This is a genomic window from Pseudomonas sp. SC11 (assembly GCF_047039205.1).
Lineage (GTDB): Bacteria > Pseudomonadota > Gammaproteobacteria > Pseudomonadales > Pseudomonadaceae > Aquipseudomonas > Aquipseudomonas boreofloridensis.
This window is the reverse complement of sequence record NZ_CP178183.1, coordinates 497,488-518,271: the sequence shown is the minus strand read 5'-3', so window position 1 is coordinate 518,271 and position 20,784 is coordinate 497,488. Positions and strand designations below refer to the sequence as shown.

General features: G+C 65.8%; 20 protein-coding genes. 11 read left to right on the top strand and 9 right to left on the bottom strand.

The genetic code is table 11. The features are described 5' to 3' along the window. Nucleotides 1-2: 2 nt before the first annotated feature. From pqqC to ACK2SD_RS02290, 4 genes are read left to right on the top strand one after another with little or no spacing between them, the layout of a single operon-like run. Nucleotides 3-758 carry a pyrroloquinoline-quinone synthase PqqC gene (gene pqqC, locus ACK2SD_RS02305; protein WP_342650320.1) on the top strand — a complete coding sequence of 252 codons (756 nt, stop codon included), beginning with the start codon at nucleotides 3-5 and terminating at the stop codon, nucleotides 756-758. Continuing rightward, nucleotides 755-1,030 carry a pyrroloquinoline quinone biosynthesis peptide chaperone PqqD gene (gene pqqD, locus ACK2SD_RS02300; RefSeq protein WP_029614024.1) on the top strand — a complete coding sequence of 92 codons (276 nt, stop codon included), beginning with the start codon at nucleotides 755-757 and terminating at the stop codon, nucleotides 1,028-1,030. The genes pqqC and pqqD overlap by 4 nt, the downstream gene beginning before the upstream one ends. Then, nucleotides 1,002-2,150 carry a pyrroloquinoline quinone biosynthesis protein PqqE gene (gene pqqE / locus ACK2SD_RS02295; RefSeq protein ID WP_295488324.1) on the top strand — a complete coding sequence of 383 codons (1,149 nt, stop codon included), beginning with the start codon at nucleotides 1,002-1,004 and terminating at the stop codon, nucleotides 2,148-2,150. The genes pqqD and pqqE overlap by 29 nt, the downstream gene beginning before the upstream one ends. Further along, the gene (locus ACK2SD_RS02290; RefSeq protein ID WP_412461267.1) at nucleotides 2,143-3,936 is read left to right on the top strand and encodes an alpha/beta hydrolase family protein; all 1,794 of its coding nucleotides are present in this window, start codon (nucleotides 2,143-2,145) and stop codon (nucleotides 3,934-3,936) included. Before pqqE ends, ACK2SD_RS02290 begins: the two co-directional genes overlap by 8 nt. Before the next feature lie 36 nt (nucleotides 3,937-3,972). Here the strand turns inward: ACK2SD_RS02290 and ACK2SD_RS02285 are convergent, their stop codons facing one another. The 8 genes from ACK2SD_RS02285 to bioB all read right to left on the bottom strand — a co-directional run bounded on the left by ACK2SD_RS02285 (nucleotide 3,973) and on the right by bioB (nucleotide 11,175). Further along, entirely contained in the window at nucleotides 3,973-4,131 is a 159-nt protein-coding gene (locus ACK2SD_RS02285; RefSeq protein ID WP_033727371.1) for a YqaE/Pmp3 family membrane protein, read from the bottom strand. Between the two features lie 152 nt (nucleotides 4,132-4,283). After that, nucleotides 4,284-6,089, bottom strand: coding sequence for a phenylacyl-CoA dehydrogenase (locus tag ACK2SD_RS02280; RefSeq protein WP_412461266.1), 1,806 nt, complete (start codon nucleotides 6,087-6,089; stop codon nucleotides 4,284-4,286). A gap of 208 nt (nucleotides 6,090-6,297) precedes the next feature. After that, entirely contained in the window at nucleotides 6,298-6,594 is a 297-nt protein-coding gene (locus ACK2SD_RS02275; protein WP_029614020.1) for a hypothetical protein, read from the bottom strand. Between the two features lie 130 nt (nucleotides 6,595-6,724). Next, nucleotides 6,725-7,405, bottom strand: a complete 681-nt coding sequence (bioD, locus tag ACK2SD_RS02270; RefSeq protein WP_412461265.1) for a dethiobiotin synthase — start codon at nucleotides 7,403-7,405, stop codon at nucleotides 6,725-6,727. 1 nt (nucleotide 7,406) lies between these two features. After that, nucleotides 7,407-8,225 (bottom strand): malonyl-ACP O-methyltransferase BioC, encoded by an 819-nt coding sequence (gene bioC / locus ACK2SD_RS02265; RefSeq protein WP_412461264.1) that lies wholly within the window; start codon nucleotides 8,223-8,225, stop codon nucleotides 7,407-7,409. Then, nucleotides 8,218-8,949 (bottom strand): alpha/beta fold hydrolase, encoded by a 732-nt coding sequence (locus tag ACK2SD_RS02260; RefSeq protein WP_412461263.1) that lies wholly within the window; start codon nucleotides 8,947-8,949, stop codon nucleotides 8,218-8,220. The genes bioC and ACK2SD_RS02260 overlap by 8 nt, the downstream gene beginning before the upstream one ends. Beyond that, nucleotides 8,942-10,114, bottom strand: a complete 1,173-nt coding sequence (bioF, locus tag ACK2SD_RS02255; protein ID WP_304485306.1) for an 8-amino-7-oxononanoate synthase — start codon at nucleotides 10,112-10,114, stop codon at nucleotides 8,942-8,944. The genes ACK2SD_RS02260 and bioF overlap by 8 nt, the downstream gene beginning before the upstream one ends. Before the next feature lie 2 nt (nucleotides 10,115-10,116). Further along, on the bottom strand, nucleotides 10,117-11,175 hold the full coding sequence (bioB, locus tag ACK2SD_RS02250; protein ID WP_412461262.1) for a biotin synthase BioB: 1,059 nt from the start codon (nucleotides 11,173-11,175) through the stop codon (nucleotides 10,117-10,119). 90 nt (nucleotides 11,176-11,265) lie between these two features. Between bioB and ACK2SD_RS02245 the strand changes: the two genes are divergently transcribed. The 5 genes from ACK2SD_RS02245 to ACK2SD_RS02225 all read left to right on the top strand — a co-directional run bounded on the left by ACK2SD_RS02245 (nucleotide 11,266) and on the right by ACK2SD_RS02225 (nucleotide 17,337). Beyond that, nucleotides 11,266-12,003, top strand: coding sequence for a double zinc ribbon domain-containing protein (locus ACK2SD_RS02245; protein WP_412461261.1), 738 nt, complete (start codon nucleotides 11,266-11,268; stop codon nucleotides 12,001-12,003). Between the two features lie 57 nt (nucleotides 12,004-12,060). Continuing rightward, nucleotides 12,061-12,825, top strand: a complete 765-nt coding sequence (locus ACK2SD_RS02240) for a TOBE domain-containing protein (protein WP_295488343.1) — start codon at nucleotides 12,061-12,063, stop codon at nucleotides 12,823-12,825. 72 nt (nucleotides 12,826-12,897) lie between these two features. Next, the gene (locus ACK2SD_RS02235) at nucleotides 12,898-13,872 is read left to right on the top strand and encodes a serine/threonine protein kinase (protein ID WP_412461260.1); all 975 of its coding nucleotides are present in this window, start codon (nucleotides 12,898-12,900) and stop codon (nucleotides 13,870-13,872) included. Between the two features lie 39 nt (nucleotides 13,873-13,911). After that, on the top strand, nucleotides 13,912-14,799 hold the full coding sequence (rarD, locus tag ACK2SD_RS02230; protein ID WP_412461259.1) for an EamA family transporter RarD: 888 nt from the start codon (nucleotides 13,912-13,914) through the stop codon (nucleotides 14,797-14,799). 360 nt (nucleotides 14,800-15,159) lie between these two features. Then, complete coding sequence (locus tag ACK2SD_RS02225) at nucleotides 15,160-17,337, top strand: malate synthase G (RefSeq protein ID WP_412461258.1); 2,178 nt, start codon at nucleotides 15,160-15,162, stop codon at nucleotides 17,335-17,337. A 43-nt stretch (nucleotides 17,338-17,380) separates the two neighbouring features. Here ACK2SD_RS02225 and ACK2SD_RS02220 read toward each other — a convergent pair whose 3' ends face one another. Next, complete coding sequence (locus tag ACK2SD_RS02220; protein WP_029614012.1) at nucleotides 17,381-17,824, bottom strand: response regulator; 444 nt, start codon at nucleotides 17,822-17,824, stop codon at nucleotides 17,381-17,383. Between the two features lie 215 nt (nucleotides 17,825-18,039). Here ACK2SD_RS02220 and ACK2SD_RS02215 point away from each other — a divergent pair, with 215 nt between their 5' ends. Further along, nucleotides 18,040-19,977 (top strand): putative nucleotidyltransferase substrate binding domain-containing protein, encoded by a 1,938-nt coding sequence (locus ACK2SD_RS02215; protein WP_412461257.1) that lies wholly within the window; start codon nucleotides 18,040-18,042, stop codon nucleotides 19,975-19,977. Beyond that, a complete protein-coding gene (locus tag ACK2SD_RS02210) occupies nucleotides 19,974-20,684 on the top strand; it encodes a 3'-5' exonuclease (protein ID WP_342650308.1) in 711 nt (236 codons plus the stop codon). Before ACK2SD_RS02215 ends, ACK2SD_RS02210 begins: the two co-directional genes overlap by 4 nt. Nucleotides 20,685-20,784: the final 100 nt, after the last annotated feature.

Genomic DNA, 20,784 nt, shown 5'->3' with positions numbered 1-20,784 from the left:
CGATGAGCGACGCATTGCCGATGTCCCCTGCCGAGTTCGAGCAGGCCCTGCGCGCCAAGGGCGCCTACTACCATATTCATCACCCGTATCACGTGGCCATGTACGAAGGCCGCGCCACCCGCGAGCAGATTCAGGGCTGGGTGGCCAACCGCTTCTATTACCAAGTGAACATCCCGATGAAGGATGCTGCGATCCTGGCCAACTGCCCGGACCGTGAAGTCCGCCGCGAGTGGATTCAACGCCTGCTCGACCACGACGGCGCACCCGGCGAGGACGGTGGCATCGAAGCCTGGCTGCGCCTGGGCCAGGCAGTGGGCCTCGATCCAGACCAACTGCGGTCCCAGGAACTGGTACTGCCCGGCGTGCGCTTCGCCGTCGATGCCTACGTCAACTTCGCCCGCCGCGCCAGTTGGCAGGAAGCGGCCAGCAGTTCGCTGACCGAACTGTTCGCGCCGCAGATCCACCAGTCGCGCCTGGACAGTTGGCCGCAGCACTACCCGTGGATCGACCCGGCTGGCTACGAGTACTTCCGCACGCGCCTGGGCCAGGCCCGCCGTGATGTGGAGCACGGCCTGTCGATTACCCTGCAGCACTACACCAGCGCCGAGGGCCAGGCGCGCATGCTGGAAATTCTGCAATTCAAGCTGGATATTCTCTGGAGCATGCTCGATGCCATGAGCATGGCCTACGAACTGAACCGCCCGCCGTATCACAGCGTCACAAGCGAACGTGTCTGGCACAAGGGGATCGCGCCATGAGTCTCGACCGCAACCAGGTGCCGAACTGGCGCCCGGGCTACCGTTTCCAGTACGAGCCCGCCCAGCAAGGCCATGTGCTGCTGTACCCCGAGGGCATGATCAAGCTCAACGACAGCGCCGGGCTCATCGGCGGGTTGATCGATGGCCAGCGCTCTGTCGCCGCGATCATCGCCGAGCTGGAACAGCAGTTCCCCGGCATTCCCCAGGTGGCCGAGGACATCGAGCAGTTCATGGAGGTGGCCCGTGCCGAACACTGGATCGTCCTCGCCTGAAGTGCCGGTGGGCCTGCCGCTCTGGCTGCTGGCGGAACTGACCTACCGCTGCCCGCTGCAATGCCCCTATTGCTCGAACCCGCTCGACTTCGCCGAACAAGGCAAGGAACTGAGTACCGAACAGTGGTTCAAGGTGATGGCCGAAGCCCGCGAAATGGGCGCAGCGCAGATCGGTTTCTCCGGCGGTGAGCCGCTGGTGCGCCAGGACCTTGCCGAGCTGATCGGCGAAGCTCGGCGCCTGGGCTACTACACCAACCTGATCACCTCCGGCATCGGTTTGACCGAACAGAAGATCGCCGCCTTCCGCCAGGCCGGGCTGGACCACATCCAGATCAGCTTCCAGGCCAGCGACGAGCAAGTGAACAACCTGCTGGCCGGCTCGAAAAAGGCGTTTGCGCAGAAGCTGGAGATGGCGCGGGCGGTGAAGGCCCATGGGTATCCGATGGTGCTCAACTTCGTCACCCACCGTCACAACATCGACCGCATCGACCGCATCATCGAGCTGTGCCTGGCCCTGGAGGCCGACTTCGTCGAGCTCGCCACCTGCCAGTTCTATGGCTGGGCGCACCTCAATCGCCTCGGCCTGCTGCCGACCCGCGAACAGCTCGAACGCGCCGAGCGGATCACCAACGAGTACCGCGAGCGGCTCAAGGCCGAAGGTCATCCGTGCAAGCTGATCTTCGTCACCCCGGATTACTACGAAGAGCGCCCCAAGGCCTGCATGAACGGCTGGGGCAGCCTGTTTCTCACCGTCACCCCGGATGGCACCGCGCTGCCCTGCCACGGCGCGCGGCAATTGCCGGTGCAGTTTCCCAACGTGCGCGAGCATGACCTGCGCCACATCTGGTATGACTCCTTCGGTTTCAACCGCTTCCGCGGCTACGACTGGATGCCCGAGCCTTGCCGGTCGTGCGACGAAAAGGAAAAGGACTTCGGCGGCTGTCGCTGCCAAGCCTTCATGCTCACGGGTGATGCCAGCAAGGCCGATCCGGTGTGCGCCAAGTCGCCGGACCACGGCATCATTCTCAAGGCGCGCGAAGAGGCGCAGACCGCGCAAATGGAGATCGAGCAGATGACCTTCCGCAACGAGCGCAACTCCCGGGTCATCGCCCGTGGCTGAGTTCAGCGCCGCCCAGGCCGTGGCCGCTGGTACCGACTTCGCCGAGCTCAAGGTGAGCGCGCAAGGGCTGTTCTGGAACGAGTTTCGGCCGGCGGATGGCGCCTGCCGGATCTGGCGCTGGCACCAGGACCAGGCCCAATGCCTCACGCCGGACGGGTTCAGCGTGCGCAGCCGAGTGTACGAATATGGCGGCGGCAGCTTCTGCCTGGCGCATGACGCAGTGTTTTTCGTCAATGAACAGGACCAGCAAGTCTACCGACAGGCGCTCGACGGCGCAGCGCCGCAGGCACTCACCTCCATGGCGGACTGCCGCTACGGCGACCTGCTGTGGCACGACGGTCAACTCTTGGCAGTTGAGGAGCGGCATGCCGAGCGCGTCGAGCATCGGCTGGTGGCGTTGACGGTCGAGGGCCGCGAGGTGCTGGCCGAAGGCGCAGATTTCTACGCCTCGCCGACGCTGAGCGCCGACGGTAAACGCCTGGCCTGGATCGAATGGGACCGCCCCGCGCAGCCTTGGACCGTGACGCGACTGATGTGCCGCGAACGGCAAGAAGCCGGACATTGGGGCACGCCACGCTGTGTCGCTGGCCTGGACGAATCCTTGCAGCAGCCGCGCTTCGACGCCGAAGGTCGCTTGTACTGCCTGTCGGACCGCCACGGCTTCTGGCAGCCCTGGGGCGAAATCGACGGCCGCTGGCAAGCCCTTCCAGCGCTCGCCGCCGACCACGCCGCAGCGCCCTGGCAACTGGGAGCCTCGACTTGGCTGGTGCTCGGCGCGCAGCAGTACGTGGCCACCTGGTTCGAGAACGGATTCGGCGTGCTGGGCCTGCGCGAGGGCGACGATGTCCGTACCTTCGCCCAGCACTACACCCGTTTTCGCAGCCTGGCGCTGGATGCGCAGCACGTCTACGCGATTGCCGCCTCACCCACGCGGCCTCCAGCGGTGCTCGCCATCGCCCGCGACGGCTCCGACTGCCAGGTACTGGCCGGCGGCAGCCAGATACTGCCCGATGCGCACATCAGCCAGCCGCAACCGATCAGCTATCCCAGTGGGGACGACCAGGCCCACGGTTTCTTCTACCCCGCCCAGGGCGGCGACCCCCTGCCGCCGCTGGTGGTCTTCATCCATGGCGGCCCAACCTCCGCCTGCTACCCGGTTCTCGACCCCCGTATCCAGTACTGGACCCAGCGTGGCTTCGCCGTCGCCGACCTCAACTATCGCGGCAGCAGCGGCTATGGCCGCGCCTATCGCCAGGCCCTGCACCTGCGCTGGGGCGAAAGCGACGTGCAGGATGCCTGCGCCGTGGTCGACTATCTCGCCGGCCGTGGATTGATCGATCCGCACAAGGCCTTCATCCGCGGCGGCAGCGCCGGTGGCTACACCACCCTGTGCGCATTGGCCTTCGCCGACGTGTTCCGCGCAGGCGCGAGCCTCTATGGGGTCAGCGATCCCATCGCCCTGGGCAAGGCCACGCACAAGTTCGAAGGGGATTATCTGGACTGGCTGATTGGTGACCCACAGGCCGACGCCGACCGTTACCGCGCACGCACGCCGCTGCTGCATGCAAGGCGAATCAAAGCGCCGGTGATTTTCTTCCAAGGTGAACTGGATGCGGTGGTGGTGCCGGAACAGACCCGCAGCATGCTTGAGGCCTTGCAGGCCAACGGCGTGGAAGCGGTCGGGCATTTTTACCCTGGGGAGCGTCATGGCTTTCGCCAGGCAGTCAACCTGGCCCATGCGCTGGAGCAGGAATGGGCGTTCTATCGCCGGGTGCTGCAACGCTGAAAACACGCCGGGGCCGCAAGACGGCCCCGGCTTCGTTCAGCGCTTGGCGATGATGTACACCGCATGCACGATGCCAGGGATGTAACCGAGCAAGGTCAGCAGGATGTTCAGCCAGAACGCACCGGCGAAACCGACCTGCAGGAAAACACCCAGTGGCGGCAGAAGAATAGCGATGATGATGCGAATGAAGTCCATGGGAATCTCTCCTGAATAGTCTTCAACACAGACTAGCCCGGCGCCCCGGAGGTTCAACCGCTGAAAGCGAAGCGGGTTGAAGACCTGAACTAAAAAAAGACCCCCTGCCGATCAACGGCAGGCGGTCTTTTCGTTTCAGGCCGATTCGGCTATCAGCACGACAGGCCGAAGTCTTCCTCTTTCATCGCCATCAGGTTGTCGGCACCGGACAGGATCGCCGCCACGTGGGCACGAGTGCGCGGCAGGATGCGCTGGAAGTAGAAGCGCGCGGTCTGCAGCTTGGCGGTGTAGAAGGCCGCTTCGCCAGTGCCGGCGGAGAGCTTCTCGGCGGCCACACGGGCAATGTCGGCCCAGAAGTAGGCCAGGCAGGCGTAACCGGAGTACATCAGGTAATCCACCGACGCCGCCCCCACTTCCTCGCGGTCCTTCATGGCCGCCATGCCGATCTTCATGGTCAGCTCGCCCCATTCCTTGTTCAGCGCCGCCAGTGGCTCGACGAACTCTTTGGTGGCGTCGTTGCCTTCCTGGCCCTGGCAGAACTTGTGCACGATCTTGGTGAAGCCCTTGAGCGCCTCGCCCTGGGTCATCAGCACCTTGCGCCCGAGCAGGTCGAGGGCCTGGATGCCGGTGGTGCCTTCGTACAGCATGGAGATGCGGCTGTCGCGCACGTTCTGCTCCATGCCCCATTCGGCGATGAAGCCGTGGCCGCCGTAGATCTGCACGCCGTGGTTGGCGGCCTCGAAGCCGACTTCGGTCATGAACGCTTTGGCGATCGGGGTCAGGAAAGCCAGCAGGGCGTCGGCCTTCTTGCGCGCCTCTTCGTCCTGGCTGTACTTGACGATGTCCACCTGCTGGGCGGTGAAGTACACCATCGCCCGGTTACCCTCGGCGAAGGCCTTCATGGTCAGCAGCATGCGGCGCACGTCGGGGTGCACGATGATCGGGTCTGCGGCTTTTTCCGGGGCCTTGGGGCCGGTCAGCGAACGCATCTGCAGACGCTCGCGGGCATACTTCAGGCCACCCTGGAAGGCCACTTCGGCGTGGGCCAGGCCTTGCAGCGCGGTGCCCAGGCGTGCGGTGTTCATGAAGGTGAACATGCAGTTCAGGCCCTTGTTGGCAGGGCCGATCAGGTAGCCGGTGGCCGCGTCGAAGTTCATCACGCAGGTGGCGTTACCGTGGATGCCCATCTTGTGTTCCAGCGAGCCACAGCTCACCCCGTTGCGCTCGCCCACGCCGCCCTCGGCGTTGGGCAGGAACTTCGGCACGATGAACAGCGAAATGCCCTTGGTACCCGCCGGCGCATCGGGCAGGCGAGCCAGGACGATGTGCACGATATTGTCGGCCATGTCGTGTTCACCGGCCGAAATGAAGATCTTGGTGCCGGACACTTTGTAGCTGCCGTCAGCCTGAGGCTCGGCCTTGGTGCGCAGCATGCCCAGGTCGGTGCCGCAATGCGGCTCGGTCAGGCACATGGTGCCAGTCCATTCGCCAGACACCAGCTTGGTCAGGTAGACCTGCTGCTGCTCAGGCGTGCCGTGCTCGGAAATGGTGTTCATCGCGCCGTGGGACAGGCCTGGGTACATGCCCCAGGACCAGTTGGACTCGCCGACCATCTCGCTCAGGGTCAAGCCCAGCGATTCAGGCAGGCCCTGGCCGCCGTGCTCGACATCGTGGGCCAGGCTCGGCCAGCCACCTTCGACGAACTGCTTGTAGGCTTCCTTGAAGCCGGTCGGCGTCTTCACGCCCGACTCGCTCCAGGTGCAGCCTTCCAGATCGCCGACGCGGTTCAGCGGCGACAGGACCTGCTCGCAGAACTTCGCGCCTTCTTCAAGGATGGCATCGACCATGTCCGGGGTGGCGTCCTGGCAACCCGGCAGGCTCTGATAGTGCGCTTCATACCCGAGCAGCTCGTCACGGACGAAGCGAATATCACGCAAGGGGGCTTTGTATTCGGGCATGGCGATGAACCTCTGGCTAGTTCGTTGGGGACCGCAGGCACCGACCAGCTCTTGGCGGCTTTCGGTCAAACAGTTGTTTGAAACTTACGTTTAGCCCGGAACAATGTCAAGGAGGGACCATGGTGCCAATTCGGTCGCGCAAGAGGGCGTTTCGGTCATGGCAAGGCGACAGCAACGCCCGAAGAGCGGGCGCGCTGGGAAAGCGGGATCAGGCGTAGGTATCGATGAACTTGCCGAGCATTTCGTCGGATGCCTTGGCGACTTTCACGCCCAGCTCGACCTCGTGCTTGCCCAGGGCGAGCTGCACGGTACTGGTGGCCAGGTCTTGCTGCTGGCTGCGGTCCACGCCACGCAGGCGCTCGGCCTGGAAATCGGTGGACTGGTTGCTGGTCGCGCGTTCGACGCCATTGCTGGCGATCTGATTGGCGGCCTGGTCGAGGCGGTTCTGACCGTTCTGGATGGCGCCCAGACCTGCGTAGAAAGCAGAGCTGCCGTTGATTTCCATGTCAGGACTCCACATGACGGATTGAGAAACGAGCCCTGATTAAACCAGCCTGGCGGCAAAAAGGCCCGTTTAAATCCCTAATAGCCCAGTGCCATCCGATAGAGAGAGGGCATTCGCCCGCCCGCGACCGCTATTGCAGCACGTCCAGATGCAGGTACTCGGCCACCGTCTGCGCCTGGGCCGTTTTCAGCCAGGGCACGCGTCCCAGACACGGCGCGGGCAAGCGCTCAGCGAGGCTGGCGAGATTGTCTTCCAGCCGTGCCGTTCGCGGATCCACCACATTGGCCACCCAGCCGGCCAATTGCAGACCGTCCCGGGCGATAGCCTCGGCGCTGAGCAGGGCATGGTTGATACAGCCCAGGCGCACACCCACCACCAGGATCACCGGCAACTTCAGCGCCACTGCCAGATCGGACAGGTTGGCCTGGTCGGACAACGGCACCCGCCAGCCACCGGCGCCTTCGATCAGGGTGAAGTCGGCGCCCTGTGCCAGCACCTGTCGCATGGCGTTGCGCAGGGCTGGCACGGCCAGCGCCACACCCGCCTCGCGGGCGGCCACGTGCGGCGCGATGGCGGGCTCGAAGGTATAGGGATTGACCTGCTCGTACGGCAGCTTGATCGAGCTCTGTTCGATCAGCGCCAGCGCATCGCTGTTGCGCAAGCCCTGGGCGCCGAGCACGCAACCGGAGGCTACCGGTTTGGCGGCCAAGGTGCTCCAGCCCTTTCGTTGCGCGGCATTGAGCAGGCCGGCGGCGATGGTGGTCTTGCCGACATCGGTGTCGGTGCCGGCGATGAAGTACGCGTGGTTCATGTCAGTGCTCTTGATCGTTGCGCAGGACGCCATAGACCACTTGGTACGTGGCGGGCAGCCCTTGGGCGTCGCGGAACTGTTCGTAGGCCTGGAGCATGCCCTGGACCCGCGCCCGCCCTGTCAGGCCCGAAGGGCGTCCGGGGTTGAGGTTGTGCGCACCGAGGGCCTTGAGTTCGTGGGTCAGGCTGCGCACGTCCGGGTAATGCAGCACATGGGCGCGACGCTCCAGGCCAAGCACGGTCAGGCCACTGTCGACGCACAGGCGTTGGTAGTCGTCGAAACGGCGGAAGCGGTTGACGTGCACCTGCCCGTCCACCGCCTGCCAACTGGCGCGCAGCTCCTCCAGCGTGCCGACGCACAGGCTGCTGAACGCCAGCACCCCGCCCGGGCGCAACGCCCGCTGCGCCTCGGCCAGCACGCTGGCAAAGGCGTCGCACCATTGCACTGCCAGGCTACTGAAAATCAGGTCGAAGACCTGGTCGCGCACCGGCAGGCGCTCGGCATCGCCCGCTGCATGATGATGCGCCCCGCCGTGCTGACGCGCGTGCGCCAGCATGCCTTCGGCGATGTCCAGCGCCAGGCCGTGGGCGCCCGTGAAGCGTGTGGCCAGGGCTCGGCTGAAATGGCCGGTTCCGCTGCCCAGGTCGAGCCAGCGCGCGGGGGCCAGCGATGCCGGCAGGCGTTCGAGCAGCGCCTCGCCCACTGCGCGTTGCAGCGCAGCGACGCTGTCGTAGCTGGCCGCTGCGCGGGAAAACGAGGCCGCCACCTGGCGCTTGTCGGGCAAGGCGCCGGGCAACGGCGGATGGGAAAGGTCAGTCATCGCCACTCTCATGCAAAAAACTCTTGATGCCCGACGCCAGCTCCTGCGGGTACTCCAGCAGGAACGCGTGGGAGCTGTCTTCGACCAGACCCACTTCGACGTCTGGCAGCAATTCGCTGAGGGCCTTGGCCGCATCGGCCGGCACCAGCGCGTCGCTGCCGGCGTACAGGTGCAACTGCGGCCCGGCGTAGTGCTCCAGGGCCGGTCGGGTGTCCAGTTGCGCCAGCACCTCCAGGCCATTGGCCAGGTACAGCGGGTCGGTGTCCGGCACGCCCACGCCGAGTTGACGCAGCAGCGTGCGCGGCTGCTGTGCACCCTCGCTGCACAGGCTGCGAAAGCGCTTGAGGGTCACCTGCGGATGGCTGCGACAGCCGTCGAGGAAGGTGCCGAAGGTGTCCTCGGCCATGCCATGGGGCCAGTCGGGGCGCGCCACGAAACTGGGGTTGCTGGCCAGAGTCAGCAGGCCGCAGCAATGATCGCCGCGTTTATGCGCCAGGGCGCTGGCGAGCATGCCGCCCAGCGACCAGCCGCCCAGCCAGACATCGGTGGGCAGCTTGCGGTCCAGGTAGTCGATCCAGACCTGCGCACTGGCCTCGGCCAGCTCGGGCAAGCGCGCCAGTTCGACGTGCAGGCGCGGGTCCTGGGCGCGCAGGCTGGCGGCCAGGGGTTGCAGTGAAGCGGTGCCCAGCCCCCAGCCGGGCAGGAGGATCAGTCGATTACGCATGGGCGGACTCCAGCTGTGCATGACACTCGGCCAATGCATTCAACAATAGCTGGACCTGCGCCTCGCTGTGGGCCGCACTGAGGGTCACGCGCAGGCGAGCGCCGCCAGCCGGAACCGTGGGCGGACGAATCGCGGTCACCAGTAGCCCGCGCTGGCGCAGCATCGCCGACAACTTCAACGCCCGCGCCGCATCGCCCACCAGGATCGGCTGGATGGCCGTGGGACTGTCCATCAACACCAGGCCGATCTGCTGCGCGCCCGCGCGGAACTGGCCTATCAGCGCCGCCAACTTTTCCCGCCGCCAGGTTTCGTCACGCAGCAGTTGCAGGCTTTTCAAGGTGGCGCAGGCCAGCGCCGGGGGCTGGCTGGTGGTGTAGATGTAGGGCCTGGCGAACTGCACCAGCGCCTCGATCAGGTCGTCGCTGCCGGCCACGAAGGCGCCTGCCGTGCCGCAGGCCTTGCCCAAGGTGCCGATCAGCACCGGCACCTCGTCCACGCCCAGGCCGAAGTGCTCGACGATGCCGCCGCCCCGGGCGCCCAACGTGCCGAAGCCATGGGCGTCGTCGACCATCAGCCAGGCGCCCTTGGGCCTGGCCACGGCCGACAGCGCGGGCAAGTCGGCCAGGTCGCCGTCCATGCTGAACACGCCGTCGGTGATCACCAGCGTGTCGCCACTGGCCTTGCCCAAGCGGTTCGCCAAGCTGGCCGCATCGTTGTGCAGGTAACGGCTGAAACGCGCGCCGCTGAGCAGCCCGCCATCGAGCAGTGAGGCGTGGTTGAGGCGGTCCTGTAGCACCGTATCGCCCTGGCCCACCAGCGCCGTGATGGCGCCCAGGTTGGCCATGTAGCCGGTGCTGAACAGCAGCGCACGCGGGCGTCCGGTGAGTTCGGCCAGGGCTTCTTCGACCGCATGGTGCGGCGTGCTGTGACCGATCACCAAATGCGAGGCTCCGCCGCCGACGCCCCAGCGCTCGGCGCCGTCGCGCCAAGCCGCGATCACGTCGGGGTGATTGGCCAGGCCCAGGTAATCGTTGCTGCAGAAAGCCAGCAGGCGCTGGCCATCGACGATGACCTCCGGGCCTTGCGGGCTTTGCAGCAGCGGCCGTTGCCGGTACAGGTCCGCGGCGCGGCGTTCGGCCAGACGCGCCGCCAGATCGAACGCCATGTTCAGGCCGATGCGGCGTCGTAGAACAGTTCGCTGCTGCGCTGCTCGACCAGTGCCTGCTCGATGGCCGCCTGGTGCACCTCATCGGCGTGCTCTTCGCGCGCTTCGGGCTTGATGCCCAGACGGGCGAACAGTTGCATGTCCTTATCGGCCTGCGGGTTGGCGGTAGTCAGCAGTTTCTCGCCGTAGAAGATGGAATTGGCCCCGGCCATGAACGCCAGCGCCTGCATCTGCTCATTCATCTGCTCGCGACCGGCGGACAGGCGCACGTGCGACTTGGGCATCAGGATGCGCGCCACGGCCAGCATGCGGATGAAGTCGAACGGATCGACATCGGCCTCGTCGGCCAGCGGCGTGCCGGCGACCTTGACCAGCATGTTGATCGGCACCGACTCCGGGTGCTCGGGCAGGTTGGCCAACTGGATCAGCAGGCCCGCGCGGTCGTCCAGCGACTCGCCCATGCCGAGGATGCCGCCGGAGCAGATCTTCATGCCGGCGTCACGCACATAGGCCAGGGTCTGCAGGCGCTCGCTGTAGGTGCGGGTGGTGATGATGCTGCCGTAGAACTCCGGCGAGGTGTCCAGGTTGTGGTTGTAGTAGTCCAGGCCGGCCTGGGCCAGCGCCTGGGTCTGCTCCTGGTCGAGCTTGCCGAGGGTCATGCAGGTTTCCAGACCCATGGCCTTGACGCCTTTGACCATTTCCAGCACGTAGGGCATGTCTTTGGCCGAGGGGTGTTTCCAGGCAGCGCCCATGCAGAAGCGGGTCGAGCCGATGGCTTTGGCCCGCGCGGCTTCCTCCAGCACTTTCTGCACTTCCATCAGCTTCTGCTTTTCCAACCCAGTGTTGTAGTGACCGGACTGCGGGCAGTACTTGCAATCTTCCGGGCAGGCGCCGGTCTTGATCGACAGCAGCGTGGAGACCTGCACGCGGTTGGGGTCGAAGTGCGCGCGGTGGACGCTCTGGGCTTGGAACAACAGGTCATTGAAGGGTTGCTGAAACAGCGCTTTGACCTCGTCCAGGGACCAGTCGTGACGTGTTGTTGCAGTTGCGCTGGCGCTCATCGGCGTTTCCTTATCTAGGCTCTGACAGGCGCCGGGACAGGTAGAGCCCGCCAGCGCATCACGGATAGCGCGCATAGTCAGGGAAGGCCCATGCACTGTCAACCACGCTTAAAACAACTGGTCAACAACTGGTTAAATAGTAACCATATCTGTTTGCTGTGCGACGCACGGGCCGAACAGCCTTATCCACTCTGTCCGGCCTGCGAGCACGACCTGCCCTGGCTCGATGAGCAGTGCTCGCGCTGCGCCCTGCAACTGCCGATGCGCGGCCTCACCTGTGGCCCGTGCAAACGCCGGCCGCCGCCGTTCGAGCAGGTGGTGGCGCCATGGCACTTCGGTTTCCCGCTGGATACCGCCATCAGTCGCTTCAAGCACCGTGCGCAGTGGCCGCTGGGGCGGCTGCTGGCGCAGTTGCTGGGACACGCCTTGCAGCACCGCTATGACCAGGACCTGCCCCGACCCGACCTCCTGCTGCCGGTGCCCCTGTCCAGGCGACGGCTGCGCCAGCGCGGTTTCAACCAGGCCGGCATGCTCGCGCGCTGGTTGTCCGGCCCGTTGCAGATCCCCTGCGAAGAGCGCTGGCTGCTGAGACCACGCGACACCGTGGCGCAACAGAGCCTCGACGCCAAGGCGCGCTGGCAGAACTTGCGCCAGGCCTTTGCGATTGCCCCACAGGCGGTGCTGCAAGGGCGACATGTCGCGCTGGTGGACGACGTGCTGACCACCGGTGCCACGGCCCGCGCGCTGGCCAGCCTGCTGCGCCAAGGCGGCGCGCGCCGCGTCGATGTCTACTGCCTGGCCCGCACGGCCAGGCCCGAGCAGGCTTGACGTGCCTGGTCGGCAGAGGCAAGTTTCTGCCCCATCGCCTTCCTGGTCATCGCACCCATGTCACTGCCCGCCCTGCTCGCTCAACACATCCTGCGCCGCCCCCAGCGCATCGGCCTGCTGCAGCACATCGCCGAACAAGGCTCGATCACCGCGGCCGCCAAGGCGGCGGGCATCAGCTACAAGAGCGCCTGGGACGCCATCGACGAGCTCAACAACCTGGCCGCGCAGCCGCTGGTCGAGCGCAACGCCGGTGGCCGGGGCGGTGGCGGTGCCCGGCTGTCGGCAGAAGGCGAGCGCGTGCTGCGCCTGTATCAGCGGTTGCAGGCCCTGCACAGCGAAATCCTCGAGTCCAGCGATGAGCCAGGCGACTTGGACCTGCTGGGGCGGTTGATGCTGCGTACCAGTGCCCGCAACCAGTTGCGCGGACAGGTCGGCCGGCTAGTGCGCGACGGGCGCCATGACCGCGTGACCCTGACCCTCGGCGGCGGCCTGGAAATCGATGCGCTGATCACCCCGGACAGTACCGAGCGCCTGGAGCTGGCGCCGGGCAGCACGGTGGTGGCGCTGCTCAAGGCCGGCTGGGTCACGCTGCTCGGCGCCACGGCGCAGGCCGACCCGCACAGCAACTGCGTACAGGTGCGAGTCGAAGAGATCCTCGCCGATCAGGCCGACACCCGCGAACTGCGCCTGGCCCTGGGCAACGGCCAGACCCTGTGCGCGTTCGCCGAAGCCGCTTGGCTGCAACAGGAAGGGCTGGCAGCGGGCAGCACCGTGCGGGCGCAGTTCCACCCCTCGTTCGTGCTGCTGGGCGTGCCGGTCTGAGCACAGGCGCCAGGGTTGGCCGCAGCGCAATGGGTTACCATGATCGGCCTGCCTTCCCTTGCCGGAGCTTTCATGTCCCACCCCTTCGACACCCTCACCCCCGACCTGGTCCTGGACGCCGTCGAAAGCCTGGGCTTTCTCAGCGACGCGCGGGTCCTGGCGCTCAACAGCTACGAGAATCGTGTCTATCAGGTGGGCATCGAAGGCCAGCAGCCACTGATCGCCAAGTTCTATCGCCCGGACCGCTGGAGCGATGCGGCGATCCTCGAGGAGCATGCGTTCAGCTTCGAGCTGGCCGAGCACGAAGTGCCGATCGTCGCCCCCTTGCAACATGAGGGGCGCAGCCTGTTCGCCCACCAGGGTTTTCGCTTCGCCCTGTTCCCGCGCCGCGGCGGACATGCGCCGGAGCCCGGCAACCTCGATCAGTTGTACCGCCTGGGTCAATTGCTCGGGCGCTTGCATGCCGTGGGGGCGACGCGACCGTTCGAGCACCGCGAGACCCTGGCGGTGGACAACTTCGGCCATGCCTCGCTCAAGACCCTGCTCGACGGCCACTTCGTGCCCCGCGAACTGCTACCGGCCTTCGAGTCCGTAGCGCGCGATCTGCTGGCGCGGGTCGAGGCGATCTACGCACGCACCCCGTGCCAGACCATCCGCCTGCACGGCGACTGCCATGCCGGTAACCTGATGCACCGTGACGACGTCTACCATGTCGTCGACCTGGACGACTGCCGCATGGGCCCAGCGGTCCAGGACCTGTGGATGATGCTCGCCGGCAGCCGCGAAGAACGATTGGGGCAACTGGCCGAACTGGTGGACGGCTACAACGAGTTCCATGACTTCGACCCGCGCCAGTTGGCCCTGATCGAGCCGCTGCGCGCCCTGCGCCAACTGCACCACAGCGCCTGGCTGGCGCGGCGCTGGGACGATCCGGCGTTCCCGCGCAGCTTCCCCTGGTTCGGCCAGCCCCGTTACTGGGGCGATCAGATCCTGGCGCTGCGCGAACAGATCGCCGCGCTGGACGAAGAGCCACTTAAAGTGTTCTGACCCCAAAGTCCCACCCAGTCGTTCAAGCAAGGACTCTGCATGCAAGCCGCCAACCCGCAACGCGGGTACATCCTGGGCCTGAGCGCCTACATCATCTGGGGCCTGTTCCCCCTGTATTTCAAAGCCATCCAGAGCGTGCCGGCGGTGGAGATCATCGTCCACCGGGTGCTGTGGTCGGCACTGTTCGGCGCGCTGCTGCTGGCGGTCTGGAAGCATCCGCAGTGGTGGCGCGAACTGCGTGACAACCCGCGCCGCCTGGGCATCCTGGCGCTGAGCGGGACGCTGATCGCCGCCAACTGGCTGACCTACGTGTGGGCGGTGAACAACGGACGCATGCTGGAGGCCAGCCTGGGCTACTACATCAACCCGCTGATCAATGTGCTGCTGGGCCTGCTGCTGCTCGGCGAGCGCCTGCGCCGCCTGCAATGGCTGGCGGTGGGGCTGGCGGCTGCCGGGGTGGCGCAGCAGGTCTGGCAGGTCGGCGGCTTACCGTGGGTGTCGCTGGGCCTGGCCTTGTCGTTCGGTTTCTATGGCCTGATCCGCAAGCAGGCACCGGTGGCGGCGCTGCCGGGTCTGGTGGTGGAGACCTGGATGCTGGTGCCGTTGGCCCTGGGTTGGCTGCTGCTGCATCCAGAGGCCAATAGCGCGCATGTGGCGTTCTTCGGCAGCAGCGAAGCGCTGTGGCTGATGGCCGCGGGCCCGGTGACCCTGGTGCCGCTGCTGTGCTTCAACGCGGCGGCGCGCCACCTGCCTTACACCACGCTGGGTTTTCTGCAGTACCTCGCACCGACGCTGGTGCTGCTGCAGGCGGTGCTGCTGTTCGACGAGCACCTGTCGTCGAGCACTCTGGCGGCCTTCTTCTTTATCTGGGCAGGGCTGGCGATCTATAGCGTCGATGCCTGGCTGACCCTGCGCAAGCGCAGATAATCGACGCGCCGCAGACAGGAACGCCCCAGCAAAACGAAACGGCCCAAGAATCGTGTACCGTTTTTAGATTTATCTGGAACAATCTGTCTGTTTTTTGCGAACATGCCTTTTCCTAGCGTGACCCCAAGCGACCGAGCGGTCGCGGGACGACGCTTTTAGTCTGATGTTCACGCGTCTGGCGCATCATGTAGTATTCGCCAGCGCAGACTACAAAACGTCGTCCGGGGGTCTGCCGAGGCGCCTGTGACACCATGCGACCCGTCCTCCAGCCCGCTGGCAGGCCGGACACTTCGCGTGTTGGGAGAAGCGCTACAGGCTCAATACAGAAGAGCGAAACAGCTGAGCAGAGTGAGGCAAGCAATGACTGGATACGTTCAAGTCGGTGGCCTTCAGGTCGCCAAGGTTCTCTACGACTTCGTCAACGACGAAGCCCTGGCGGGGACCGGCATCGTCGCCGAGCAGTTCTGGAGCGGTGCAGAGAAGATCATCAACGACCTCGCTCCAAAGAACAAAGCCCTGCTCGCCAAGCGCGACGCGCTGCAAGCCAAGATCGATGCCTGGCACCAGGCACGCCAGGGTCAGGCCCACGACGCCGCGGCCTACAAGGCATTCCTCGAGGAAATCGGTTATCTGCTCCCCGCAGCAGACGACTTCCAGGCCACCACGCAAAACGTCGACGAAGAGATCGCCCATATGGCCGGTCCGCAGTTGGTGGTGCCGGTGATGAATGCCCGCTTCGCCCTGAACGCCGCCAACGCCCGCTGGGGCTCGCTGTATGACGCGCTGTACGGCACCGACGCCATCAGCGAAGACGGCGGCGCCGAAAAGGGCCAGGGCTACAACAAGGTGCGCGGCGACAAGGTCATCGCCTTCGGCCGCGCCTTCCTCGACGAGGCCGCGCCCCTGGCAGCCGGCTCGCACGTCGACGCCACCGCCTACCGCATCGACGCCGGCAAGCTGGTCGTGGCGCTGAAAGGCGGCAGCAACAGCGGCCTGCGCGACGACGCGCAACTGATCGGCTTCCAGGGCCAGGCCAGCGCGCCGACAGCCGTGCTGCTCAAGCACAACGGCCTGCATTTCGAGATCCAGGTCGACGCCAACACGCCGGTCGGCAGCACCGATGCCGCCGGGGTCAAGGACATCCTCATGGAGTCGGCGCTGACCACCATCATGGACTGCGAAGACTCGGTCGCGGCGGTGGACGCCGACGACAAGGTCATCGTCTACCGCAACTGGCTGGGCCTGATGAAGGGCGACCTGGCCGAAAGCGTGAGCAAAGGCGGCAAGACCTTCACCCGCACCATGAACCCTGACCGCGAATACAGCGCGCCGAACGGCGGCACGGTCACCCTGCACGGCCGCTCGCTGCTGTTCGTGCGTAACGTCGGTCACCTGATGACCAACCCGGCGATACTCGACGCCCAAGGCCACGAGGTGCCCGAAGGCATCCAGGACGGCCTGTTCACCAACCTGATCGCGCTGCACAACCTCAACGGCAACACCAGCCGCCGCAACACCCGTTCGGGCAGTGTGTACATCGTCAAGCCGAAGATGCACGGCCCCGAAGAAGTGGCGTTCGCCGCTGAAATCTTCAGCCGCGTCGAAGACCTGCTGGGCATGCCACGCAACACCGTGAAGGTCGGCATCATGGACGAGGAGCGCCGTACCACGGTCAACCTCAAGGCCTGTATCCAGGCTGCCGCCGAACGCGTGGCGTTCATCAACACCGGCTTCCTCGACCGCACCGGCGACGAGATCCACACCTCGATGGAGGCCGGCGCCATGGTGCGCAAAGGTGCCATGAAGAGCGAGAAATGGATCGGTGCCTACGAGAACAACAACGTCGACGTGGGCCTGGCCACCGGCCTGCAGGGCCGTGCGCAGATTGGCAAGGGCATGTGGGCCATGCCGGACCTGATGGCGGCGATGCTCGAACAGAAGATCGCGCACCCGATGTCCGGCGCCAACACTGCCTGGGTGCCGTCGCCGACCGCTGCTACGCTGCATGCCCTGCACTACCACAAGGTCGATGTGCAGGCACGTCAGCGCGAGCTGGCCAGCCGTACCCCGGCGTCGGTGGACGACATCCTGAGCATCCCGCTGGCGACCGACCGCAACTGGTCGGACGACGAGATCCGCAACGAACTGGACAACAACGCCCAGGGCATCCTCGGCTATGTGGTGCGCTGGATCGACCACGGCGTGGGCTGCTCCAAGGTGCCGGACATCAACAACGTCGGCTTGATGGAAGACCGCGCCACGCTGCGCATCTCCGCGCAGTTGCTGGCCAACTGGCTGCGCCATGGCGTGGTGACCCAGGAGCAGGTGCTGGAAAGCCTCAAGCGTATGGCAGCGGTGGTCGACCGGCAGAACGCCGGCGATGCGCAGTATCGCCCGATGGCGCCGAACTTCGATGACAACATCGCGTTCCAGGCCGCCGTGGAACTGGTGATCGAAGGGGCCAAGCAGCCCAACGGCTACACCGAGCCGGTGCTGCATCGTCGTCGTCGCGAATTCAAGGCCCGCAACGGGCTGTAAGCCGTTCCGGCCCCGCCGCGCTCACTGCGCGCGCGGGGCCGGACTAATCAAGCCGCAACTCCGTCTTCACCAATTCCAGCAGCTTGCCCAGGTCGACCGGCTTGAGCAGGAAGTCCAGCACGCCCAGGTGCATCACATCCACCGCTTCCTTCACGTCGGTGTCGCCCGACACCACGATGATCGACACTTCCGCGCGGTCCGACTCGCGCACCTTGCGGATCAGCTCCAGTCCGTCCACCGGCAGCATGCGCAGGTCGGTGATCATCAGCGCGATGCGCGGCTCGTAATGCAGCTTGAACAGCGCTTCTTCGGCACCGTCGGCCGTCATGCAGTCGATACCGCGGCTTTTCAGGTACAGGCTCAACGCCTCGCTGTTCACCGGATTGTCGTCCACCACCAGCACCACCGGCCTGGGTGGCGTCGGCGCACTCACCACGGCCAGGGCCTCGCGCTCGGCGTCACTCAATATGTCGTCATGCTCAGCCATGGCCATCTCGTCAAAAAAATCCCGCAGTGTTGTTAAGACCGTCGAAACCGTCGTAACGGCCTTCCTTTCGTCGGAACCTTGACGGAGCCCTCGCCCGCTAGACTTACGTCCAATGGGCATCCCCCGACGCTCGGCCGACCATGGGGTTCGACAACAACAAAGCCGCCCCTATAGATAGATATATATAGTTCGGCATAAGGCAGACGGTCAGCCCCATGAGCAAAAAGGACGCCTTCACCCAGGCCGGCAGGACAGCCGTCCTGCAGAACGTTCAAGGCACGTTGCAATTCCTGCAGCGCTTTCCCCCCTTCAACCAGATGGAACAGGGTCACCTGTCGTACTTGGTAGAGCAGTGCCAACTGCGCTTCTATGCCAGCGGCGAGAGCATCATCAAGCCCGCCGACGGCCCCGTGGAGCACTTCTACATCGTCAAGCAGGGCCGGGTGATGGGCGAGCGCCAGCACGTCACCGGCCCCGGCGTGGAAACCACCTTCGAGATCGCCACCGGCGAGTGCTTCCCCCTGGCCGCGTTGCTCGGCGAACGGGCCACGCGCACCGAGCACCTGGCCGGCGAAGACACCTTCTGCCTGCAACTGAACAAAGCCGCGTTCATCCGCGTGTTCTCGCTGTCCGACGTGTTCCGCGACTTCGCCCTGCGCGGGGTCAGCAGCCTGCTCGACCAGGTCAACCAGCAGGTGCGCCAGCGCGCGGTGCATACCCTCGGCACCCAGTACTCGCTGAATACGCCACTGGGCGAACTGGCCATGCGTCACCCGGTGGTGTGCCCGCCGGACATGCCGCTGCGCGATGCCGTGCGCCTGATGCACGAGCAGCAGGTGGGCAGCATCGTGATCGTCGATACGCAGCGTTTCCCCATCGGCATCTTCACCCTGCGCGACCTGCGCCAGGTGATCGCCGACGCCAGCGCAGAGCTGGATGCGCCGATCCAGCGCCACATGACCGCCGCGCCCTTCTCCCTCGCGCCACAGGCCAGCGCCTTCGATGGCGCCCTGGCGATGACCGAGCGGCACATCGCCCACATCTGCCTGGTGGATAACGGGCGGCTGTGCGGCGTGGTCTCCGAGCGCGACCTGTTTTCCCTGCAGCGCGTCGACTTGGTGCACCTGGCGCGCACTATCCGCCACGCGCCACGGCTGGAAGCGCTGGTGGCCCTGCGTGGGGAAATCGGCCAACTGGTCGAGCGCATGCTCGCCCACGGCGCGTCCTCGACGCAGATCACCCAGATCATCACCCTGCTCAACGACCACACCGTGTGCCGGGTGATCGAACTGGCCCTGGCCGAATACGGCGATCCGGGGATCGCCTTCTGTTGGTTGTGCTTCGGCAGCGAAGGCCGCCGCGAACAGACCCTGCACACCGACCAGGACAACGGCATCCTCTTCGATGCCGCAGACGCCGCCGAGGCCGAAGCGTTGCGCGCGCGCCTGCTGCCGTTGGCGAACAGCATCAATCAGGATCTGGCCCAGTGTGGCTTCAGCCTGTGCAAAGGCAACGTCATGGCCGGCAATCCCGAGCTGTGCCTGTCGCGCGCCGAATGGGCACAACGTTTCGCCGGTTTCATCCGCGAGGCCAGCCCGGAGAATCTGCTGGGTTCGAGCATCTATTTCGACCTGCGCGTGGTGTGGGGCGACGAGCAGGGTTGCGAACAGTTGCGCCAGAGCATCCTGGCGCAGGTCGCGGACAACCGCATCTTCCAGCGCATGATGGCCGACAACGCCCTGCGCCAGCGCCCGCCCGTGGGGCGCCTGCGCGACTTCGTGCTGACCCGGCAGGGCAACGACAAGACCGCCACCCTCGACCTCAAGGTCCAGGGCCTCACCCCCTTCGTCGACGGTGCGCGGCTGCTGGCCCTGGCCAACGGCGTCGCCGCCAACAACACCTTGGAACGCCTGCGCCAACTGGTGGCCAAGGGGGTCATCGACGCCCTCGACGGCGCCGCCTTCGAGGAGGCCTATCACTTCATCCAGCAGACTCGCATGCAGCAGCACCAGCGCCAGAGCCGCGACAACCAGCCCTACTCCAATCGCCTCGACCCGGACAGCCTCAATCACCTGGACCGGCGCATCCTGCGCGAATCGCTGCGCCAGGCTCAGCGCCTGCAAAGCAGTCTGGCCCAGCGGTATCAACTGTGAAACTGTTCGCCTGGCTGCGCCCGCGCACGCCGACGCTCGACGTCGATCTGCAACAGCGCCTGGCCAGCCTGCCACGTCCGGCCGCGCTCGGTGTGTGCTCGCTGCGCGAGCAGCGCTGGGTGGTGCTGGACCTGGAGACCAGCGGCCTGAACCTGCAACGCGACCAGGTGCTGTCGATCGGCGCGGTGGCCATCGAGGACGGCGCCATCGCCCTGGGTGGGCAATTCGAGCGCACCCTGCGTCGGCCAGAGCAGAAGACCAACGCCAGCGTGCTGATCCACGGCCTGGGCCCCAGCGCCCTGGCTGCCGGCAGCGATCCTGCCCAGGCGCTGGTCGAGTTGCTGGAGTTCATCGGCGACAGCCCGGTGCTGGCCTTCCATGCCCCATTCGACCAAGGCATGCTCGGCCGGGCACTCAAGGACACCCTCGGTTACCGCCTGCAACAGGTGTTCATCGATGTCGCCGAACTGGCGCCCATGCTCAACCCCGACACGGTGCTGCGCGAGGCGGGGCTGGACGACTGGGTGGCACGCTTCGGCCTCGAGGTGCAGGCGCGTCACCACGCCAGCGCCGACGCCCAAGTGACCGCCGAGCTGGCGCTGATCCTGTTCAGCCAGGCGCGGCGCCAGCAACTGGACAGCCCGCTGCAACTGGAGCAGCGGCTGCGCCAATGGCGGCGGCGCGCGCTGCAGCCTCACGGTCTGTAAAAGCCGCCGGGCGACGTCGAGCATTCTGACAAGCGTCAATTGCATCCCCCGGTGCAGCTCTGCCACAATCGCGAATCATTATCGTTATTTAACGCATTCT